Source organism: Streptomyces sp. SM1, assembly GCF_002910825.1.
Lineage (GTDB): Bacteria > Actinomycetota > Actinomycetes > Streptomycetales > Streptomycetaceae > Streptomyces > Streptomyces okerensis.
In genome coordinates, this window is sequence record NZ_NEUB01001033.1 from 38,806 (window position 1) to 57,706 (window position 18,901).

Below are 18,901 nucleotides of genomic sequence, written 5' to 3' on the forward strand. Positions count from 1 at the left end.
CGTGAACGCGAGCGGGACCTTCAGCCGGGTCAGAAGGCGTCCGGGTGCAGCATCTTCGCGACCTTCTGCACGGCCAGGTCGTTGCTGGGGCCCAGGTACATCGAGTCGGACAGCGTCACGTACGTGTTGTTCTCGGCGGCCGGCCACTGGGGGAACTCCTTGAGCAGCTTCTTGGCGTACGCCGCCGGGTTCGGGTCGTTGTAGCTCATGACGACGACGGCGTCGACGTCGGTGGCGGCGACCTTCTCCTTGCTCAGGTCGGCGAAGGTGGCCTTGGTGGTGTCGGCGAAGGCGTTGGAGCCGCCCGCCTTGGCGAGGATGTCGTTGACGATGCCGTGGGCGAAGACCGAGCTGAAGTCGTTGCTGCCCATGGCCATGTTGGAGAAGAGCACCATGACCTTGGGCTTCTTCTCGCCCTTCACCTTGGCCGAGACGGCCGCAATGCTCTTCTCCGAGGCGGCGATCAGCTTCTCCGCTCTGTCGCTCACGTTGAAGACCTTGCCCATGTCGCGCAGCAGCTGGTAGCTGTCGGCGACGGTCATCTGGGAGGGGTCGTCGTCGCAACCCTGCGGGGAGACGTAGCTGTTGGCGCCGACCTGCTTCAGCTGGTCGCGGGTGGCGAAGCCGTTCTTCTGGTCGAAGCCGTACGTGGTGACGGACAGGACGAGGTCGGGACGCAGTCCCAGCATCGCCTCGCGCGGGATGTCGTACGCCTCGTTGACCTTGACGTCGCCGGTGGGCAGGGCCTTGATGGCCGCGGCCCGGCCCGCGACCTCGGACATGCCGTAGCCCTGCTGGTTGGCGACGATCCTGTCACCGAGACCGAGGGCGAGGAGCGTGGAGACTTCGGCGACCGAGGCACCGTTCATCACGACGACCCGACTGGGCGCCTTCTCGAAGGTCTGCTTCTGGCCGCAGTTGTCCAGCGTGACCGGGTAACCGGTCCTCGAAGCCGCGGCCTCGTTCGACTTCGCACTCGCCTCGTCGTCCGAAGCCGAGCCGCCACATGCCGCCGTCAGCAGACAGAGGGCGGTGGCCAGGGCGACGGCGGCCGGCCGGTTCATCGACATACGGGGCTCCTTGCGTGCAGGACGTGATCATGGGCACGGGGCTTCTGTTGCAGTAGTCGCCGCGAGGTGGCCTTGAGTTCCCGGCGGTCGCGGTCCGATTCGCGGACATCCCGAAGCGGGGCGCGTTCCGTCGGCCGAGGTCGGGCAGCGCATCTCCGAGGAGGGATCGGGCAGCAAAGTCCACACATGGGTGCCCCAGGCAGCGGCGGTCAGGAGCTTCGCCAGACAACACCGCGCTGCTCGTACTCCATGATGGACTCGACACCGAGGGCGACGGAGGCTCCGCACGCGCGGGTGAGCAGCCAGAGCGCCAGATCGATTCCGGACTCTGTACGACCCACCACCTGGCCAAGCCCGAACTGGCCTCCCAGGGAGGCAAGGTGATCGACGCACGGGTCGTCGACGCACGGGGCGATGTACGACGCGGTCAACCATGGCTGGCTGGAACCGCGCCGTCTGCGCAGGCTGCTGACCTCCACGCCGCTGCCGCGGGCCGCCGACGGGCGGATCGTACTCGCGGTGGACGTGAGCAACTGGTCGCGTCCCGACGCCCCCACCAGCCCGGAGCTGTTGTTCTGCCACGTCTACGGGCGGGGCCACAGCGCGGATCAGTTCATCCCCGGCTGGCCCTACTCCTTCGTCGCCGCGCTGGCGACGGGACGCACGTCCTGGACGCGATCCGGCTCGGGCCGGCCGACGACGCCACCGCGGTGACCGCCACCCAGCTGCGGGAGGTGGTCACCCGGCTGGTGCAGGCAGGGCAGTGGCGGCCGGGCGACGCGGACATCCTCGTCGTCATGGACACCGGCTACGACGTCACCCGCCTCGCCTACGTCCTGGCCGACCTGCCCGTCGAACTGGTCGGCCGGCTCCGCTCGGACCGCGTCATGCTTCGCGATGCCGGCCCACGCCGCTCCACCCCACGCGGTGGACAGCCCCGCAAGCACGGCGGCGTCCTCACCTTCTCCAAGCCGGACTCCTGGCAGACCACCCGACCAGGCCACCACGTGCGACACCACCCGCTACGGCAGGGCCGAAGCCCTCGCCTGGGACCGGATGCACCCCCGCCTGCAGGCCCGCGGCCCCTGGCTCGACCATTACGGCGAACTCCCCCTGATCCACGGCACGTTGATTCGACTGAAGGTCGAGCACCTGCCCGGTGACCGCGACCCCGAGCCGGTCTGGCTGTGGTCCTCACACACCGGGATGACCGGCCAAGACGTCAACCTGCGCTGGCAGGCGTTCCTCCGCAGATTCGATCTTGAACACACCTTCCGGCTGTTCAAACAGACCCTGGGCTGGACCGTCCCCAAGGTCCGCGATCCGCACACGGCCGACCTGTGGACATGGCTGATCATCGCCGCCCACACCCAACTCCGCCTTGCCCGGCCCCTCGCCGAGGACCTCCGCCGACCCTGGGAACGGCCCGCCGAGCCCCGCCGGCTCACCCCAGCCCGGGTCCGCCGGGGGTTCCGCCACCTCCGCGTGAAGACCGCCCGTCCCGCCGACGTGCCCAGACCCTCCAAGCCCGGCCCCGGACGCCCACCCGGCTCGAAGAACCGCAGGCCAGCCCCACGTCACGAGCCAGGGAAGACCGCGAAACGAATCGAAACCCTCACCGAGCACGTCCGCCTGAAACAGCAGCGAGGTTAATGATCAAGCTCAGACAGAAGTGGGGCTGCCATTACAGACGTCAGCCGGATTGTGCAGTCTCACACTGACGGAGCACGTCGTAGCCCACGAACTCAAACAGTCGGGTGCTGGTGCGCAGGGGGCGAGGCGTGCCGGTGAACCGGTGCACACCGACCCCGTAGCCAGCACCCGGTTCGGACAGCCACTGCAGTTCGAAACCCTGCTCGGCGAACCAATCGCAGATCATGGGGACTCGGTCGGGGGCGGCATGGTTGCGGGTCCAGATGACGGTGCCACCGGTCTTGCACAACTGGTTGCAGGCGCCGATGGTGCCCTTGATGTCGCTGTCGGTGATGTTTCCGAAGACACCGCAGACCAGAACGAGGTCCGCGGGGGTCATGTCCCGGTACTGGTCGATGAGGGAGGCGTCGCCCGTCACTACCTCGACCTGGTCCAGCTTTGCCAGGCGGGCCGTCTCCGAAGCCGCGGCGGTGTTGCGGGCGTCCAATTCGACAAGCCGCGCCCGCACCTCGTGGCGGCGTGGATGATCGGACAGGACGTGGAGGAGGTCGCGACCGTCCCCGGCGCACAGGCTGATCACCTTCAGCGGCCCGGCCGGGGCATCGTCCAGGGCAGCCCGGGTCTGCGATTGAACGGTCCGCAGCCTCTGTTCCATCCAGGAGTCCGCTACGTCGTACTTGCCATGCCAGGCGTTCCAGTCCATTGCCGCACCCTACGACTGACCACGAGCCGCAGACGATCCAATTTCGATCACCGCAGGGGCAACCACTGCATTGGCCAACATGAGTCACAGCCCGTCAGGTCGCGGCGGTCACGTCCTCCGTCATCGGGACAACCGTCGAGCGGCCCCCCACAGGTCTTGACGATTACTCCGACGACCGTCCACGTCACCCCTTCCTCCGGACAACCCGCTGTGTACTCGCCACCACTCCCCCTCTGTCATCACCGTCAGCGGCACCTCACCGCTGTACCGGATAACGCACCGCTCACAGAGAACACACGGTCCACGACCGCATGCCACAGATGTCAGCGGCATCGAAAACAGAGTGCGGATAACACATGGTGCCGCTGGCGAACGCCTGACGCTCCGGCGCGAACACGTGGACGCAGGAGAAGCGCAAGGCCTTCGCGAACGATCTGACGCACTCGCAGCTGCTGGCCGTCTCCGCCGCCTCGAACCGGTCCAAGGGCGACCAGGGCCCGGACGAATGGCAGCCGCCGTCCAAAACCTACTGCCGCACCTAACCTACGCGCGCGCCTGGGTGTCGGTGAAGTCCACCTACGGACTGTCGGCGACCGAGAACGAGAAGACCACGCTCACCGACATGCTGGGTACCTGCCCCTCATGAACACCAACCCCCCGCAGCCGGAACAGCTCGTCAGTGAGGTGAAGGCCGGGCCGGGCGGCGCGATGACGGACGAGGTCGGCATCATCACCGGCGATCTCCCCGTCGCCACCCGCCTGCTGCCCGACGGGCGCGCCCATATCGCCATCCAGTACACGGACGCAGACGAGTGGTACACCCTCACCGGCAGCCCCGTCCCAGTGTCGCCGGAGGGCCTGGTGACCCTGCACGAGCAGATCGTGGAACGGGTCCGCCGCGGTGGTGGCGCCGAAGCCCAGCGCTGAAGGGCGAAGCCCTTCCTGCTGTCGGCCATGGAGTGCGTCCCCCTTCCGGGCGGCACGCCTGTGCCTTCACCCCGGACGCACTGACGCGAGCCCGGAAGAGAATTACCGCAGGGAGACCACAGTGCGTACTCACGGCCCCGAAGGGCTCTCCGAGCGCTCATAGGTACTGGCCGGTATGGCAGAAGGATCCGATCCGCAGCAGGACGTCACCTGCCGACGCCGGTCGGGTCCGTGGGCCTCAAGGTGTTCGACGACGTCAACATCAGCGACGCCGATTTCAGCGGGCCAAGGAGAAGATCCCCCGCTGGTCCCCTGGCCGGAGACGGACTCGCGCAGGCGCATGCCCGTGTCCTGTATGCCGAAACTGGGCTGATCGTGGTTGTTTGGGGGCATGATCGGCAAAGTGCGCGCCCGTGTCCTGCCGGCGTCCCAGCGCCGCTCGCTGGACGAGTTGACCGAGGATCTGGATCTGTCGTTTGGGGACACCGCGTCCAAGCGTTCGGCCTTCTGGACGATGCTGACGCTGTCGTCGGTCATCGCTTCCGGTGGGGTGCTCACGGACTCGACGGCGACCGTGATCGGCGCGATGATCATTGCGCCGCTGTCCACGCCCATCATGGGCATCGCCCTGGGTTCGGTGCAGCGCCGCCGTACCGGATCGGCCAGGGTCGTCCTCCTTGCGTGCCTGCTGGTGATCGTGGTCGGGATGGTCATGTCGGTGGCTCTGCCCAGCGACTACGACCTGCTGTCGAACAGCCAGATCTCCTCAAGGACGTCGCCGGGCCTGATGGACCTGGTCGCCGCCCTGGCGACCGGTTTCGCCGGCGCGGTGGCGCTGGCCCGCCGGGACGTCGCCGCCGTGCTGCCCGGGGTCGCGATCGCCATCTCTCTCGTCCCGCCCCTGGTGGTGGCGGGGGTGTGTCTGGGGCAACTGTCGGGATGGCTGGCGCTGGGCGCGCTGGTGCTGTTCGTGTCGAATTTCTTCGCCCTGGTCTTCGGGGGCATGGTGGTCTTCGCCTCGCTCGGTTACGGCGTGGAGGCCGACAAGACGGCCGGACGGCCCGCCCGCAGGGCTTATGCCGCCATGGTCCTGCTGTTCGTCGTCGTGTTCGTTCCGCTGACGGCCAACACCGTGGTCACGTTCCTGCTCGACACGTGGACCGGCCGGACCAAGGACGCGGCCGAGCAGTGGCTCGCCGACGTGCCGGGCGCGTCCGTCACGAGTGTCGACGCGGCCTCCCGGACGATGTACGTCCACGTTCGCACCCCCGGAGACCTCCCGCCGGTGGAGTTTCTGCTCGACCGGCTCGAGGGACGGATCCCGGACGGCATCCCCGTCGTGGTGGACACCTCACGCGGTCGGCGCATCGACGCCGGAGTGGTCGGCGACTGAGCGTCGCACCGGGCCGTCCCGCCGTGCCCGTCGTCCGTGACGGGAGCGGAGCACTCGGCACACCCGCCGTCAGCTCCCGTGAACGGTGACCGTGACCCTGTCGGCCTCGGCCACGCCGTCCCAAGCGTCGACGATCGCCACAGCGCGGCCCCTCGGCCGTCCGGTCCCGTCCAGTCACCTGAACGGGTGGCGATGACGCCACGTGAGGGCGGATGGCCTCGTCCGCGCCAGGCCACTGACACCGTGAACCGTATCGCCGAGGAACTGAGGCCATGCCGACGGAACCCCCGGCGGCACCCTGCTCCTGTCCGCGAAATGGAGTTCTTGTGCGTCGTCGCAGAGCCGCTCTGCTCACCGCTCTTCTGGCTTCCCTTGTGGTGGGGGCCTCTTGTCCGGAGGCCCCCGGTGGATCGTCGCCCGGACACGGCACGCTGGATCAGCGCGGTGTCGTGCGCAGTGGCAGCCGGCCCATCGCCGCTGCCGAGGTGACGCTGCTTCAGGCCGGGGACCACCCCGGTGCAGGCGCTCGTCCGCTGGCCCGCACACGCAGCGACGCCCACGGCCGTTTCAGCCTCTCGTACCATGCCCCGGACAACCCGGACGCCGTGCTGTATCTGACCGCGGACGCCGGACCGGCCGGCTACGGGCACCCCCGGGCCGCCCACCGTGTGCGGCCGGTCCGGCTGGTCGCGATGCTCGCCGCCGGCCGCCGTACCGGAAAGGTGGTGCTCAACGAGCGCACCACGGTCGCGGCGGGCTTCGCGATGGCGCAGTTCACCCGCGGAGGAAAGGTGGCCGGACGCAGCCCCGGGCTGCAGAACGCCGCGGACGTCTCCCACAACCTGGCCGACATCACCAACGGCGCGGCGGCCAGGACGCTCGCCACCGCCCCCAACGGCAACCAGACGTCCACGCTGCGCGCCTTCAACACGCTGGCCGACATCCTGTCCGGCTGCACCGCCGGACAGACCTGCGGCACGCTGTTCGACCTGGCCGGGCGGCCGGGGGCACCCGCTCCCCGGGAGACCTTCCAGGCCGTCGCGGACATCGCCCGGCTGCCCGGCAACCACGTCGCCGAACTCTTCGCGCTGGCCGACGGCCGCAACATCTACCGGCCCAGGCTGACCGCGGCCCCCGACGCCTGGACCCTCGCCCTGCGCTATGTGGGCAACGGGCACGAGCTGGACGGACCGGGCAACGTCGCCTTCGACGCGAAGGGCACCGCCTGGATCGGCAACAACTACGAGTTCAACCGCGATCCCCGGGAGTCCGTCTGCGGTTCGCGCATCCTGTCCCGGCTGACTCCGACCGGCCGGGACGTCCCCGGCGCCCCCTACCGCGGTGGTGGACTGTATGGCGTGGGTTTCGGCACCGCCATCGATCCCAAGGGCCACGTCTGGGCGGCCAACTTCGGTTTCCAGGGCACCGGCTGTCCCCTCGACGCCAGCCGCCTGTACCGCAGCGTCTCGGAGTTCACCGCCGACGGCCGGCCCCTCTCACCACCCCAGGGCTGGCGGCAGGGCGACATCGTCCAGCCGCAGGGCACCGTGTCGGACCGGCAGGGGAACATCTGGATCGCCAACTGCGGCAGCCGGAGCGTGACCCGGATCCCGAAGGGGAACCCCCGCCGGGCCCGGAACATCACGCCCGGCGACAGCCTGATCAAGCCGTTCGGCGTCACGGTGGACACGCGGGGACGCGCCTGGGTGACCGGCAACGGAAGCGACAGCGTGAGCCTGCTGTCCCCGCAGGGCACACCCCTGCGCTCGATCACCGGCGGCGGGATCAAACGGCCCATGGGCGTCGCCTCCGACAGCCTGGGCAACGTCTGGGTGGCCAACGGAGGCGCGGTGGTCGCGCCCTGTGAGGGCACCACGCCCGCCATGGTCGCCGAGGCGATCAAGGACATCGTCACCCGGCACGTCGACGCCTCGGTCACGATGGTCCGTCCCGACGGCACCACCCCCGCCAAGCCGTTCGTCAACGACGGCCTGTTCCTGCCCTGGGGAATCGCCGTCGACGGCAACGACACCGTATGGGTGGCCAACTTCGGCGGCCACCGCCTGGCCAACCTGTGCGGCGCACGCCAGTCCGCCTGCCCGCCCGGACTCCGCACGGGCGACCCGATCTCACCGGCCGACACCGGCTACCCCAGCGACGGACTGGAACGCAACACCGCCGTCCAGATCGACCCCTCCGGCAACGTCTGGCTGGCCAACAACTGGCGGACCGTGCCCCTGCGGACCAACCCAGGCGGCCACGAGATGGTGGTGTTCATCGGGCTCGCTGCCCCGGTGCGCACCCCGCTGCTCGGACCGCCGCGGCACCTCTGACAGCCGGGGCCCGGGGGCTGACCTGCCTAGTGCCCGATCGGCGCCCGCTCCCGGCCCCGTTCCGGACTGCTCCTACGACGACGATCATCGCCGGACGTCTCGACCATGGCGGACCTTCCCGCTCAGACCGGGACGGGCGACAGCGGCTCGACCGACGCGGCACCTGCTGCGTGCTGCCGACTTCCTGCGCGATCGAGGAGCACGGGGGCGTTCACCGAGGAGGAGCCGGCGGAGACGCCGAGTTCCACGACCGGCTGCCCGACACGGTCTGTCACACCGAGGGCCGCCTGCCAAACCCGACGGCCGCGATCGTGGACTGGCAGCCGGTGCGGGCGGTACCGGGCCTTCGGACGACGCCGGACTGCTCGACGGCCTGGAGGCCGAGGTGATGGGAGCGGCCCGCGCCGACATCGCCCTGGTGCGGCAGTGTGTGTGACGGGAGTGCAGGTCCCCGGGAAGACATCTGGCGGTGACGGTCCGGCCGTCGGTTGCGGGGTACCCGCACCAGGGGTCCACTGAAGGGCGGGAGTCCGGGTTCTCAGGGAATCCGGGCCCGCAGGTCCGTTCAGTTGGAGGGAACGCGGAGGAGGCGGCCCGTAGGCGTAGGAGTGACCGGCATCGTCGCGGCCACCGTAATGGTACGCGACCTCACGCGCAGCGTGCGAGCTGGTACTGCGAGGTGCTCGATCTGCAGTTCATCCGCGAATTCACGGTCGACGGCGCGGTATGGGGAGTCGTCCTGCACGACCGGGACGCGGACTTCGTCATCGTCCTGCAGGACCTGTCGACCGTGCCCGGGGTGCGGGACCTGCACGGCAGCCGCCCTCTGGTGCTGAACGCGCCCTCGCGGGAGACGGTGGAGAGTCTGGCCGGGCGGTTCGGCGGGCTCGGGCTCGACCCGCGCGGCCCGGTCACCGACCCGGACGGGACCGTCGTGGACGTCGTCGACCCGGACGGGATCATCCTGCGTGTCCGGCACGTGACGAGCCCGCCGGACACCGGCTTCCAGGGCGTGGCGTACGACGCCGACGGCACGGTCACGGGCATCTACGCCACCCCGGCCCTCGACGTAGCCACGCCGTGATCGGTGCCGCCGGACGGCACCGATCACGGGCCAATGCCCGGCCGCGGGCCCGAGGACAGTGGAGTCTCGTGGTTCACGTCCTCGAACACCGGTAGACCGTCCACCAGGCGGCGGCGCACCCGGGCGGTTGCTCGGGACGGCGCCCCGGTCGATGGCGTAGGCGCAGCGGTAGCCGGTGGTCCGGGGGTTGCCAGGTGGCCCGGGCAACTGCGATCAAGGGCCGGCTTGCCGTGGCCGGGGGCCGTGCCGCCCGCTGGGGACCTGCATGTGACGGTGGGGCAGCGGCAGTATTCCCGGACGTTGATGCGGGGTGGCCCGTCCCGTCGCTGGCTGACGTCCGCCGGGGCGGTGCCCGTATTCTGGCCCCGTCTGTCCAGCCCTCCTGCAGCCCGTTTCCCTCGCCCTTTCGCGCGCGCCGGTCACGGACGACGCGTGACCACCGACGGGACACCGTGTGAGCACCGACCAGCCGGCAACTCCTCTGACTCCCTACCCGGCCCGCGTCGCGGTGCCGGGCCGACGCGACTGGTGGCCGGCCCTGCGCAGGACGCCGGCGGCCTTGCGAGGGAGGACGCGACGGACTGGGCTGCCGCGCTGACGTATTACGCGGTGCTCACCATCTTTCCCACCCTGCTGGTGGCGCTCTCGCTGCTCGGGATCGCCGGCGGCCCGGGAGCCGGGCACCTCGTCGACCAGGTGGCCGCCGTCGTCCCGGCGCGGGCGCGCCCCGCCGTGCTGGAGAGCATGGCCGTCCAGCAGACCCCCGCGCGGCTGCTGGCCGCCTTCGGCACCGTCGGTGCCCTGTGGTCGGCTCCAGCTATCTGAGCGTCTTCCGTCGCGCGGTGCACGCCATGAACGGTGTCCAGGACCGCCGCCCGCTGTGGAAGAAGGCCCCCTGACCGTGATCACCGCGCTCGCGCTGCTGACGCTGCTCGTCTCCAGTGTCCTGGCCCTGGTTCTCACGGGCGATGCGGCCCGCGCGGCGGGCCGGATCATGGGGGTGGACGGCGCCGCCGTCGCGGCGTGGAACGTCCTGAAGTGGCCGCTGCTGGCGTGCCTGGTCACCGTCCTGGTCCTGGTGCTGTTCCGCTCCGGCCAGGCCACTGCCTACGGCCTGCGGCACCGGGCCGTCGGCGGCATGCTCGCCGTCGTCCTGTGGCTCCTCGCGTCCGCGGGCTTCACTCTGTACACCACCAACTACGCGGGCACCTACGACCGTCTGTACGGGTCACTCGCGGGCATCGTCGTCTTCCTCGTCTGGCTGTGGATATCAAACCTCGCCCTCCTTGCCGGAGCCCAGTTCAACGCCGAACTCGCCACGCTCCGCCACACCCGGCCGGTCCCTTCCGACGGAGTCTGACGCCCCCTGCACGGGTGCCTCCGGGCCCGGTTCCCGCCGCCGGGCCGCACATGTGGCCCGCCCGGTCGGGCAGGGAGCCCGAGGGCACCGAACCCCTACATGTCCGGTGTGGCACCAACGGGGCCGCGGACCCGGTACTGTCGCACTGCCCTGATGCCCGGGCGCGGCGGACTACTGCAGAGCCCTCGACGGGACGGGCTGAGCCGTCGGGGGTCGGGGCCCGTCCGGACGTCGGCCGAGTAGAGGACCCGTATGCGCCCGTGGCTTCGCCGAATACCGACCGTCCTCGGGTACACCACCGCCCTCCTGGCCGTCGCCGCCCTGTCCGTGGCGCAGGTGGTGAGCGTTCCGTCGACACGACCGCCTCGGCGGAGTGATCCACGAGTACCAACACGCCGCTTGACCTGCACGGACATGATTCTCGGCATGCACAGTCCGGGAGGGGTGGTCAGGGCACGAGGCTGTCGAGGTCGATGTCGACGGGGATGGGGACGGAGACCTTCAACCGGTTGCGGTGGATGCCGGTGGCCACGTAGGTGCTGGTCATGGTGTCGAGTTCGTAGGTGTGGACAGTGGGGGCGCCGATCTCGTCCTCGACGCGCCAGAAGTGGGGGATCCTGGCCTGTGCGTACTTGAAGGGCTTCAGGGAACGGTCGCGGTTCGCCGACTCCTCCGAGACGACCTCGATGACCAGGGCGACGTCTTTGGGCGCGTACCACGTTCGGTCGGGATCGTACGGGGCGGTCGTGACCAAGATGTCCGGCTCGGGGCGGCTCTTCTTGTCGAGCCTGATTGTCATCTCACGCTCGGCGTCGAACCCGGCGGGGGCGGCCTGGCGCAGGGCGAAGGTCAGGTTCTCCACCAGCCGGGCGTGCCAGGACCGCTGCGGCGACATCATGAAGATCAGGGCTCCGTCGATGAGTTCGGTGTGCCGCGGCGCCTGGGCGAGGAGGTCGAGGTCATCGGCTTCCCAGCCGCTGATCCTGGGCGGGATCATCCAGTCGGGGAGTTCGGCGGTCACGGCTTCCTCCAGGCGCCTCAAAGAGGTCAGGGGCCCTCATCCCGGATCGCGGACACGGGCGCAACGCTGGTGTCAGCATAGTCGAGCGACCGGACCTCTCACTCGGCCCGTGTGGATCCGAGGAGCCGGAGGCCCGGCCTCATGCATCCTGCCCTTGCCGAAGATCTCATCCGTGTCCCAGGCATCGCCGGTGAGGTCGTCCAGTGCGGCGGCGGCAGTGAGGATGAGCCGGCCGAGGCGCGCCTCCACGTCCTCCCACGTGTGCGTGATCTCAGCCACCTCACCGCGCGGGCCGGTGCCCAGCGCGCCGTACACGGCGGTGGCGATGGCGCCCATGTCGCCGCTGATCGCGGCATCCGCGTCCCGGGTGCGGACTGCCGTTCCAGGCGCGCGAGCCGCGGGGCTTGTCTGTCCCCTTTCAGCCGCGGGGCCGGGGCCATTTCTCCCGCAGCCACGCCAGGTCGGTCTCGGCGCGGATGCGGGCCGCTTGCTCCCGGGTGAACACCGCGTTCGTCTTGGTCAGGACCAGAGTGTAGGGGCGTCCCTGACGCCGGGTGGTGTGGGACACGGGCAGGCCGGCCAGATCGATACGGCTGTGGATGTGGCGGCGCCGGTCCTTCGCGAGCGGCCAATCCATGACCCGACGGGTGCGGGAGGTGAGGAAGGCGTCGAGGTCGGGGCAGAGGCCGCAGCCGGACCGGCAGGTACCGGCCGGGGTGAGTGACCAGTCGTCCGCCGCGCGTACGGGGCGAGTGACGGCCGCGGTGAGCCGGGCCTCGCAGTGGTCGGCGAGCGTCTGGTAGGCGTGGGCCGCGGGTGCCCCGTCTCGTACGGTCGTCGGTCGGTGGGCCGCGGTGCGCAGGGCCGGGAGCAGGCATTCCAGGGCGGTGTCCGGCAGGCCGCGCAGCGCGGTGACGATCGTGTCGGCGGTTTTCGGGTCGCACGCCTGCAGGATGCGGGCCAAGGGAGCTCCCAGCCGTTCCATGCCCGCGCGGCGCTCCGCCTCGCGGCCCACGTCGAGCCAGCCGGTGAGCTGCTGCTCGGCCGCTTGCCACACGCCCTCCACCAGCGGTGCCGCCACCGCGTCTCCGTCACCGTCAGCGGTCCGCAGCGCGGCACAGAGGCCGGGCAGAGACTCGAGCCACGCTGCGCGATCCGCCCCGGTGTACGCGGCGACCGGGCCGAACCAGCTGCCGACGGCCTCGCGCGACCACGTCCGCCCGTACCGTGCGGCCGCTTCCGCGAGATCGGGGACGTGTCGCTCGCCCAGGGTCTCCACCCCGAAGGGCGCAAGGAGCATCGCGGCGGTGTCCGCTTCCTCCACTCCCACCGCGACGTGCAGGGCGGCAGTGAAGAGTGGGGCGGCCGCTTCGCCCGAACCGCGATGCTTCCAGATCGGGGCGAGCGACCGGGCCAGCGTACGCGCCAGCTCCAACCCCCCGGTGTCCAGGTGCCCCTGGAGTTCTCGCAGGGCTCCCTCGGAGCCGGCCTCGGCGCGTGCCGCGAACGAGCGTTGCCGGGGCCAGAGCACCACTGCGGCCCGCCGGTACCAGCGGTCCAGGGTGTTGCCGTAGTTGCCCATGTAGCCCTCGTACTCGGACTGGTAGGGCGTGAGGTCCTTGTTCTCGGTGGTGGCGCACACCTCGGTGTAAGAGACGGGCAGGGAGATCTGCTCACCGTCGGCGCCGTCGGGGCGGGTCCACCAGTCGAGGGTGATCTCGTCGTCGATCAGGTCGCCCAGCTCGTAGTCGGAGAAGTCGCCACTGCGGCGGCGCTCGGCCCCGGGCTCCCCGTCGGGGTCGAGGAGGCACTCACCCTCGCACTCCTCGTCCTCGCAGCCGTCGAAGTGCTCGACATCGCCGTAGTAGTCGTAGCGGTCGTAGGGCGGTACGGCGTCCCAAGTCTCCTTCACCTCGGCCAATGCGAGGACCGCCTCGCAGCCTGCCTGCCCGGCGGCCTGGCGGAGCCGGGTGGCACGCGTGGCGTCGGCACCCTTGAGGCGGTCCCAGTCCAGGCCACGCTGGGTGTACTCGTGGTCGAGAAGGTACACGAGGCGGTTCGGGGGCGCCGTTTTCTGGCGGCCGTAGGCGTAACGCTCTTCGGCCGGCTCGGTGAAGTGTTCGGTCAGGCAGTGGGCCAGGTCGGCGGCCGGGCCACCGCCGTCCTCGCCGGCCGGGCGGGTGCGTTCGGCGAGGAGGTTCATGGTGAGGGTGACGCGGTAGCCGGACTTGACGGGCTTGACCTCGTGCAGGCAGTCCGCGTAGAAGGCAGCGAAGGTCAGCTTCTCCCGGGACGCCTGGTGGACGACGCTCCGGCCGGCGTGGGAGACGACGAGTTCGCCGCCGGTGTGGTGCGAGGGCAGCGAGACCACCAGGGTGCCCACCATGGAGTCGTCCTTCTCGGAGTCCTGGTGCGGCAGGAAGAACTGGCCCTTGCCGTAGACGAGCAGCGCGTGCGGTTCGGCCCGCAGGACGGTGGTGGGCGGCAGACCGAGCGCGGTACGGACGCCGTCGAGGACGCCGCTCAGGGTGCGGTCCCAGTCGGGGCCGCCCAGGGTGATCCGGTCCGGGGTGATCTCCCAGGTATCGCGCACGCTGGTGTCGGCCAGGGTCTGCTCACCGCGGCCGAAGCGGGCCTGCCGGGCCTGCGCGATCAGCTTCTTGGTGGCCGGAGCGCGCAACGGCAGGGGCAGCACCCCGACGCCGTCGACCTCGATCCGCAGCGCGCGGGCGGACATCTCGATGCGGGTGCTGAAGTCCCCGCATCGCTCCGAGGCATCGAGCAGCTTCGCCAGTTGCTTGCGTGCTCCGTGTCCCATGGTGTTTCGTTCCCCTGGTCGCCAGCGTGCCATTCCCTCTGTCCCGGAAACCCTAGCGCTGCTGGAAGTCCCTGTTCTCAGATGGCAGAACGGCCTTGACATTCGGGGCACCCGCGCAGGTTCAGGGAAGGCCCGGGACCGGTGGGGCGTTCTGCGGGGTGACCGAGGGGGCGGTTCTGTTCCCTGTGGAGATCGACCTCAGCCGGATCTTAGGCGGTACCCCATCCCGGTGCCTACGCGCGGGGATGTCGTGCGGCGAGCTCTCTGAGCGGCCGCGCCGACGAACAGCCCGGCTTGCGGCGGCGGGAATCCCGGATCGCCAAGGACGACTGACGGGCGCCGCCCGCCACCAGTCGTGCGAGCCGCACCTCTGGCCGGCTGCTCACGTCATCGTCCGTCGCGCCGTTCCGGTCCGTCGGGGCTCCGTCCCTTGAGGTATGGCTTCAGTTCCGCCGGCGTGGGCTCACGCGTGTGCGGCATTCCTGGAAGCCGGGTCAATGAGCACTGTGCATCGTGAAGTTGCTGGTCACGGTCCTGGTGTGCGTAGGGTTCGGGATGCTCGTGCTGGTGGCGGACGGATGACTTCGGCGAAGATCGTCGGTCAGCGGGCGACTTCCCGGTTCGTCAGCACCAGCAGGGCCCGCACGAGGAACGCGCCTTCGGGGGAGCGTGAGTGCAGGGCTTTTCGCAAGGCTCGTGCCTCATACCGGGGACATTTCACTGCAGGAAGGCTACGACGGGCGCGGGGAGAAGATCCCGCAGATCGGTGATCTGAACGTGGGCGGCATGGGTCGCGGTGAACTGGGCGACGGACATGCTCGGCGGGCCGAAGATTGTGGTGAAGGTCCGCAGTGCCCCTGGGGTGCGGTCCAGGGCCCAGGCCGCGGTTGACGTGCTGGTGGTCAGGAAGCGGCGGGGCTCGGGGCCGATCACGAACAGCTCTGCCCGGCGGCCGGAGGTGTCGGCGGCGAGCATCACGAGGTCCTTGAAGGTCTGGCGCTTGCGCATGGCGTCCGCGCCGCGCCAACGAGCGAGCTTGAACTCCGCGATGCGCTGGTCTGTCTCCACGTCGTACGGGCGGCTCGGGTCATTGCCGGCGCCGAGGGAGGTGCGGACGGTGATGTGCTCTCCTTCCCCGAGGATGTGGGGCAGGACGAGGAGGATGCCGCAGGCGTGGATCAAGTCGTTGATCCGGCCCAGGCTCTCGCGGACCGTGAGCGCTGAGGCAAGCAGCTCCGGAACGACGTGGCCGTCCTCCGCGACCCGCATGACATCTGTCCCGTCGGCGCCCTTCAATCGGTGCTCCAGCGAGGCCAGGGTCTGAGTGAGCGGCTGGCGGCTCAGGAAGTCAGCGAGGACCCCCACGGCGGTGCTCAGCCGCTCTGCTTCTTCACGGTCCTGGTGTCCTGAGGAGGTGTCCATGACCGGACAGTCTGGTGCTCCTCTCGCAGAAGCATGAGGCCTGCCCCGAGTCACAGTGCGCGGGGGTCCCGCTTGTTGCCTTGGACGCGGACCATGATCACGGTTCATGAGCGGGGCGGCAGCGGGGCCCAACGTGCCCGATGTGGGCAAGAACAGTGGATGGCAGAGAACCGCAGGGCGGGTCCGAAACGCCCTTCCGTGCACGCCGGGTCGACGAACTGCGGCAGGCCCCGGCCGGAGAGAGCACGTGTCCTGAGTGCAGTCAGTGAGGCGTGTGTATGCCGCCGGCGCTGTTCACCGACATGGGCTGGGCCGGCTCCATCGCGCCGCTTCTCGGCGCCTCTCTGCGCGGCAACCCTCGCCAGCTGAAACGCTTCATGAACTCGGTGATCATGCGCCGGGGAAGCGCGCAGCGTCGGGGAACGGACCTGGACGCAGCTGTGCTGGCCGAAGAACGTGCCGCGGCCCGCCCCCAGGGTTTCATGTGCAGTTCGGTGCTGACGTGTCAGCACCGAACTGCCGTGATTCCTGGCTGCCGAGCCCCTCCAGCTCCCGCACCGAACCCGTGCTGCTCCGGGAACACGGCCACGGGAGGAAGATCCGGGGGCGCTCCGGGCTGAGGTCTCCCAGCCGTCAGGCGCGCAGCAGGGTGACGGTGCGCCCGGAGGGCGTGGTCTGCTGCGAGAAGGCGGTGCGCTCGTGGACCGGGGCTGCCTGCGGGCGGGTGTCGAAGACGACGAGGGTGCCCGTGGACAGCTCCATGCGGTCCAGGTAGTCGTCCAGCTGTGCCAGCCCCTCGGCGAGGGGGTCGGTGCGGCCCTGGCGCCACACCTTCAGCTCCAGCGCCTCGCGCTGCACCGCCCGCGAACCGTCGGCAGCGGTGTACGGCTGGCGAATCAGCAGGTCCACGCGCCGCCGGCCGACCCCGTACTCCCGGTCGATGAAACCCGCCCCGTTCACGATCCGGTGCAGGTAGGCCATCATCACCAGCTGTGCTGCGGCCTCTGTGTAGGTCGAGGCGGTGGCCAGGATCTCGCCGTTCTCCCGCCAGAACTCGGCGAAGGAGCACAGCAGCTTGTCCATGTCGATCCGGCCGTCCGGCAGCCGGAAGCTGCTCGGGGCGGCGACGACCTGGCCCTCCGTGTTGTTTCCCAGGACCCGGACAATGACCTCCTGGTAGATCGGATGGGCCACCCGCACCGGCGCGTCCGGAGCGACCAGCCCCAGGTCGCGCACGTACGCCAGATCGTCGTCGTACGTGTCCGTCGGCAGGAGCAGCTCGCCCGCGATCACCGGCTGGATCACCCGCCGCACCCGGTCCTCGCCCAACCTGGCGGCCGGCGAGTCCAGATGCGTCGCACGCGCCAGGATCAGCCGGGGAACCTCATCGCATCGCCGTGGAGACCCGCATGGGCCACGAGGTCGCCGGCGTGGAAGGTCTCCACTCGCACGTTGCCCTGGCCATGGAGCAGGAGATTGCCGATTCGCTGCAAAGCAGGTGGCTGCACCGTTCGTGGTCGGCGAGGGAGGGCACTGGAAAGGCGCCATCTCCCACTGCTCTACCATTCGATCTTGAAAAGTGGTGGAAACCAGCCAGCTTCATGCCGTTCGTGATCTACCGGATCCTGCTCGGCATCCTGCGTGCTGAGCCCGTACGCGGGCGAAACCGGCGGTTGAAACCGGGCCACACAGGTAGCGCTATCCGGCATTTCCCAGTGCCTGATTGCAGCACCATGCCATGATCATCTCCCACTTGTCTCCCACTCATCTCCCACCGGGGAGGCGGGATACGCCCCACTAGGGCGTGTGCGTCCGCAAAGTAGGGGATGACGCGGAAGGGCCCGCACGGCTTGGGCGGGTTCTTCCGTACAAAGGGTGGAGCGGGTCAGCTCAGGCCGAGACGATCCAGGAGGGCCTGGACACACGGTCGGCGAGGGCCTCTCCGGGTCCGGGCTGCTCGTGGCCAGTGCCAGCACGGCGGTCACGATGACGTCGCTGAGCTCCTTGAGCTCCTTCTCGACGTCCTGCCACCTGTGGCTGCTGCCCTTGAGCGGGTTGGCACCGAGGGCGCCAGTGATGGCCTCCGCCGCCTCTCCACACTCCTCCCCGAGCTCGAGGACTCGAGCCGGCCGCTTCGGGCGCAGCATCGCGATCACCGTCTTGTTGACGGCCATCGGTTGGGAGGCCCCGCTGGAGCCCGAGCCGCGTTGCCCTGCGTGCCCGGTCCAGGCACGTCATGACACCAGGCCGGCCCCCTCCAGCTCGGTCAGCCGCACGGTGCACAGCCCCCCACGTTCGGCCTTCACCTCCGTCACCTTCAACTGCGTCCCCGGCGCGAGGATGTACTCCTCCTCACCTGTGAACGCGGAGAACTGCCGGATCCCCACCGCCCGCGCGGGTGTCACCTCGAACAGTGTCCGCCGGCCACGCCCGCCGAGGAACGCGCGAGCCACACCCGGCTCGGACGTGCACGACGACACGCCCCACCACGTCACCGTCCGCCCCAGCGGGTACTGGGACCGCAGATCCAGCGCCACACCACGCCACAGCGGCCGTGTCTGTGCCCAGGGCTTGATCAAGTTCCGTGAGTGTCTGGGTTGTTGGTGATGCCCAGGATGGCGAGTGCTCGTTCGGGTTCGTGGCGGATGGCGCGGGTGGTCTTGGCGATGTTGTCGGCTCCGAGGATCTTCAGGGTGCCGATGGCGAGGTTGCGGATGGTGGCCATGGCGCGGGGTGCGGTGCCGGTGTGAATGGTCGAGGCGTCCTCGGCGAACGTGACATCTCGGATGTAGTGGGAGGAGTTTTCGATTCCCCAGTGCCCCCGGATGGCGGTGGCGAGGTCGATGGGGCGGGTTTGATGGGCGGCGAGGCTGGTGACCGCGTAGACGTTCTCGCGGGTTTCGGGCCGGCCGGTGGGCTTGCGGCGGCGGTGGACCCGGATGGCGAGGTGGGCGTGGGGGAAAGCGATGCCGCCGAGGTTGTCGGCGATAGTGCAGGTTTTGATCGAGCGGGACTCGCGGCGGCCGTGGGCGGTGGCGGAGGCGGTGTGCTGGACCTTGATCGAGGTCCAGGGCAGGGCGGCGAGCTGGGCGTAGGCGGTGGGCTGGTTGGCCTTGA

18 protein-coding genes and 2 pseudogenes are annotated in these 18,901 nt (G+C 69.8%); 9 read left to right on the forward strand and 11 right to left on the reverse strand.

What is annotated here, in order from left to right; genetic code table 11:
- Window positions 1-29 precede the first annotated feature (29 nt).
- Window positions 30-1,070, reverse strand: a complete 1,041-nt coding sequence (locus B9S61_RS37820) for an ABC transporter substrate-binding protein (RefSeq protein WP_042177133.1) — start codon at window positions 1,068-1,070, stop codon at window positions 30-32.
- Between the two features lie 209 nt (window positions 1,071-1,279).
- Window positions 1,280-1,411, reverse strand: coding sequence for a hypothetical protein (locus B9S61_RS43110; RefSeq protein WP_258040092.1), 132 nt, complete (start codon window positions 1,409-1,411; stop codon window positions 1,280-1,282).
- 64 nt (window positions 1,412-1,475) lie between these two features.
- Here B9S61_RS43110 and B9S61_RS37830 point away from each other — a divergent pair.
- Window positions 1,476-2,723, forward strand: a pseudogene (locus tag B9S61_RS37830) (NF041680 family putative transposase); the annotation flags it as partial.
- A gap of 40 nt (window positions 2,724-2,763) precedes the next feature.
- Here the strand turns inward: B9S61_RS37830 and B9S61_RS37835 are convergent.
- Window positions 2,764-3,426 (reverse strand): class I SAM-dependent methyltransferase, encoded by a 663-nt coding sequence (locus tag B9S61_RS37835; protein ID WP_103546207.1) that lies wholly within the window; start codon window positions 3,424-3,426, stop codon window positions 2,764-2,766.
- A 353-nt stretch (window positions 3,427-3,779) separates the two neighbouring features.
- Between B9S61_RS37835 and B9S61_RS43115 the strand changes: the two are divergent.
- The 4 genes and pseudogenes from B9S61_RS43115 to B9S61_RS37855 form a co-directional block, all read left to right on the forward strand.
- Window positions 3,780-4,072, forward strand: a pseudogene (locus B9S61_RS43115) (DUF1524 domain-containing protein); the annotation flags it as partial.
- A complete protein-coding gene (locus tag B9S61_RS37845) occupies window positions 4,069-4,353 on the forward strand; it encodes a hypothetical protein (protein ID WP_103546208.1) in 285 nt (94 codons plus the stop codon). The pseudogene B9S61_RS43115 and the gene B9S61_RS37845, both read left to right, overlap by 4 nt.
- Window positions 4,354-4,756: 403 nt before the next feature.
- A complete protein-coding gene (locus B9S61_RS37850; protein ID WP_258040093.1) occupies window positions 4,757-5,746 on the forward strand; it encodes a TIGR00341 family protein in 990 nt (329 codons plus the stop codon).
- Window positions 5,747-6,195: 449 nt separating this feature from the next.
- Window positions 6,196-8,079 (forward strand): hypothetical protein, encoded by a 1,884-nt coding sequence (locus B9S61_RS37855; protein WP_258040095.1) that lies wholly within the window; start codon window positions 6,196-6,198, stop codon window positions 8,077-8,079.
- Between the two features lie 122 nt (window positions 8,080-8,201).
- On the opposite strand, the gene B9S61_RS41865 is transcribed toward B9S61_RS37855, so the two are convergent.
- The gene (locus B9S61_RS41865; protein ID WP_219820010.1) at window positions 8,202-8,354 is read right to left on the reverse strand and encodes a hypothetical protein; all 153 of its coding nucleotides are present in this window, start codon (window positions 8,352-8,354) and stop codon (window positions 8,202-8,204) included.
- A 404-nt stretch (window positions 8,355-8,758) separates the two neighbouring features.
- Between B9S61_RS41865 and B9S61_RS37860 the strand changes: the two genes are divergently transcribed.
- The 3 genes from B9S61_RS37860 (at window position 8,759) to B9S61_RS43125 (ending at window position 10,523) form a co-directional block, all read left to right on the forward strand.
- Entirely contained in the window at window positions 8,759-9,163 is a 405-nt protein-coding gene (locus B9S61_RS37860; protein ID WP_103546211.1) for a hypothetical protein, read from the forward strand.
- 528 nt (window positions 9,164-9,691) lie between these two features.
- Entirely contained in the window at window positions 9,692-9,988 is a 297-nt protein-coding gene (locus B9S61_RS43120; RefSeq protein ID WP_258040096.1) for a YhjD/YihY/BrkB family envelope integrity protein, read from the forward strand.
- Window positions 9,989-10,043: 55 nt separating this feature from the next.
- Complete coding sequence (locus tag B9S61_RS43125; protein ID WP_258040097.1) at window positions 10,044-10,523, forward strand: YihY/virulence factor BrkB family protein; 480 nt, start codon at window positions 10,044-10,046, stop codon at window positions 10,521-10,523.
- A 448-nt stretch (window positions 10,524-10,971) separates the two neighbouring features.
- On the opposite strand, the gene B9S61_RS37870 is transcribed toward B9S61_RS43125, so the two are convergent.
- From B9S61_RS37870 to B9S61_RS37890, 5 genes are all read right to left on the reverse strand, one after another.
- The gene (locus B9S61_RS37870; protein ID WP_374936279.1) at window positions 10,972-11,520 is read right to left on the reverse strand and encodes a Uma2 family endonuclease; all 549 of its coding nucleotides are present in this window, start codon (window positions 11,518-11,520) and stop codon (window positions 10,972-10,974) included.
- A gap of 96 nt (window positions 11,521-11,616) precedes the next feature.
- Window positions 11,617-11,880, reverse strand: a complete 264-nt coding sequence (locus B9S61_RS37875; RefSeq protein WP_103546213.1) for a hypothetical protein — start codon at window positions 11,878-11,880, stop codon at window positions 11,617-11,619.
- 82 nt (window positions 11,881-11,962) lie between these two features.
- A complete protein-coding gene (locus tag B9S61_RS37880; RefSeq protein WP_103546214.1) occupies window positions 11,963-14,362 on the reverse strand; it encodes a 2OG-Fe(II) oxygenase in 2,400 nt (799 codons plus the stop codon).
- Between the two features lie 717 nt (window positions 14,363-15,079).
- A complete protein-coding gene (locus tag B9S61_RS37885) occupies window positions 15,080-15,784 on the reverse strand; it encodes a PE-PGRS family protein (RefSeq protein ID WP_103546215.1) in 705 nt (234 codons plus the stop codon).
- Window positions 15,785-16,417: 633 nt separating this feature from the next.
- The gene (locus tag B9S61_RS37890; protein ID WP_258040098.1) at window positions 16,418-17,089 is read right to left on the reverse strand and encodes a hypothetical protein; all 672 of its coding nucleotides are present in this window, start codon (window positions 17,087-17,089) and stop codon (window positions 16,418-16,420) included.
- Between the two features lie 104 nt (window positions 17,090-17,193).
- Between B9S61_RS37890 and B9S61_RS41340 the strand changes: the two genes are divergently transcribed.
- The gene (locus tag B9S61_RS41340) at window positions 17,194-17,526 is read left to right on the forward strand and encodes a hypothetical protein (protein ID WP_181007722.1); all 333 of its coding nucleotides are present in this window, start codon (window positions 17,194-17,196) and stop codon (window positions 17,524-17,526) included.
- A gap of 492 nt (window positions 17,527-18,018) precedes the next feature.
- On the opposite strand, the gene B9S61_RS37895 is transcribed toward B9S61_RS41340, so the two are convergent.
- Window positions 18,019-18,363 (reverse strand): ADP-ribosyltransferase domain-containing protein, encoded by a 345-nt coding sequence (locus B9S61_RS37895; protein ID WP_258040099.1) that lies wholly within the window; start codon window positions 18,361-18,363, stop codon window positions 18,019-18,021.
- Window positions 18,360-18,901 (reverse strand): ISAs1 family transposase (locus B9S61_RS37900; protein WP_107499716.1); only part of this gene is annotated, 542 nt, incomplete at its 5' end. The genes B9S61_RS37895 and B9S61_RS37900, both read right to left, overlap by 4 nt.

Coding starts and splice junctions, on each gene's coding strand:
- B9S61_RS37820 (WP_042177133.1), bottom strand. CDS start 1,070: ATGTCGATGAACCGGCCGGCCGCCGTCGCCCTGGCCACCGCCCTCTGT.
- B9S61_RS37835 (WP_103546207.1), bottom strand. CDS start 3,426: ATGGACTGGAACGCCTGGCATGGCAAGTACGACGTAGCGGACTCCTGG.
- B9S61_RS37845 (WP_103546208.1), top strand. CDS start 4,069: ATGAACACCAACCCCCCGCAGCCGGAACAGCTCGTCAGTGAGGTGAAG.
- B9S61_RS37870 (WP_374936279.1), bottom strand. CDS start 11,520: ATGATCCCGCCCAGGATCAGCGGCTGGGAAGCCGATGACCTCGACCTC.
- B9S61_RS37875 (WP_103546213.1), bottom strand. CDS start 11,880: ATGGGCGCCATCGCCACCGCCGTGTACGGCGCGCTGGGCACCGGCCCG.
- B9S61_RS37880 (WP_103546214.1), bottom strand. CDS start 14,362: ATGGGACACGGAGCACGCAAGCAACTGGCGAAGCTGCTCGATGCCTCG.
- B9S61_RS37885 (WP_103546215.1), bottom strand. CDS start 15,784: ATGGACACCTCCTCAGGACACCAGGACCGTGAAGAAGCAGAGCGGCTG.
- B9S61_RS41340 (WP_181007722.1), top strand. CDS start 17,194: ATGGGCCACGAGGTCGCCGGCGTGGAAGGTCTCCACTCGCACGTTGCC.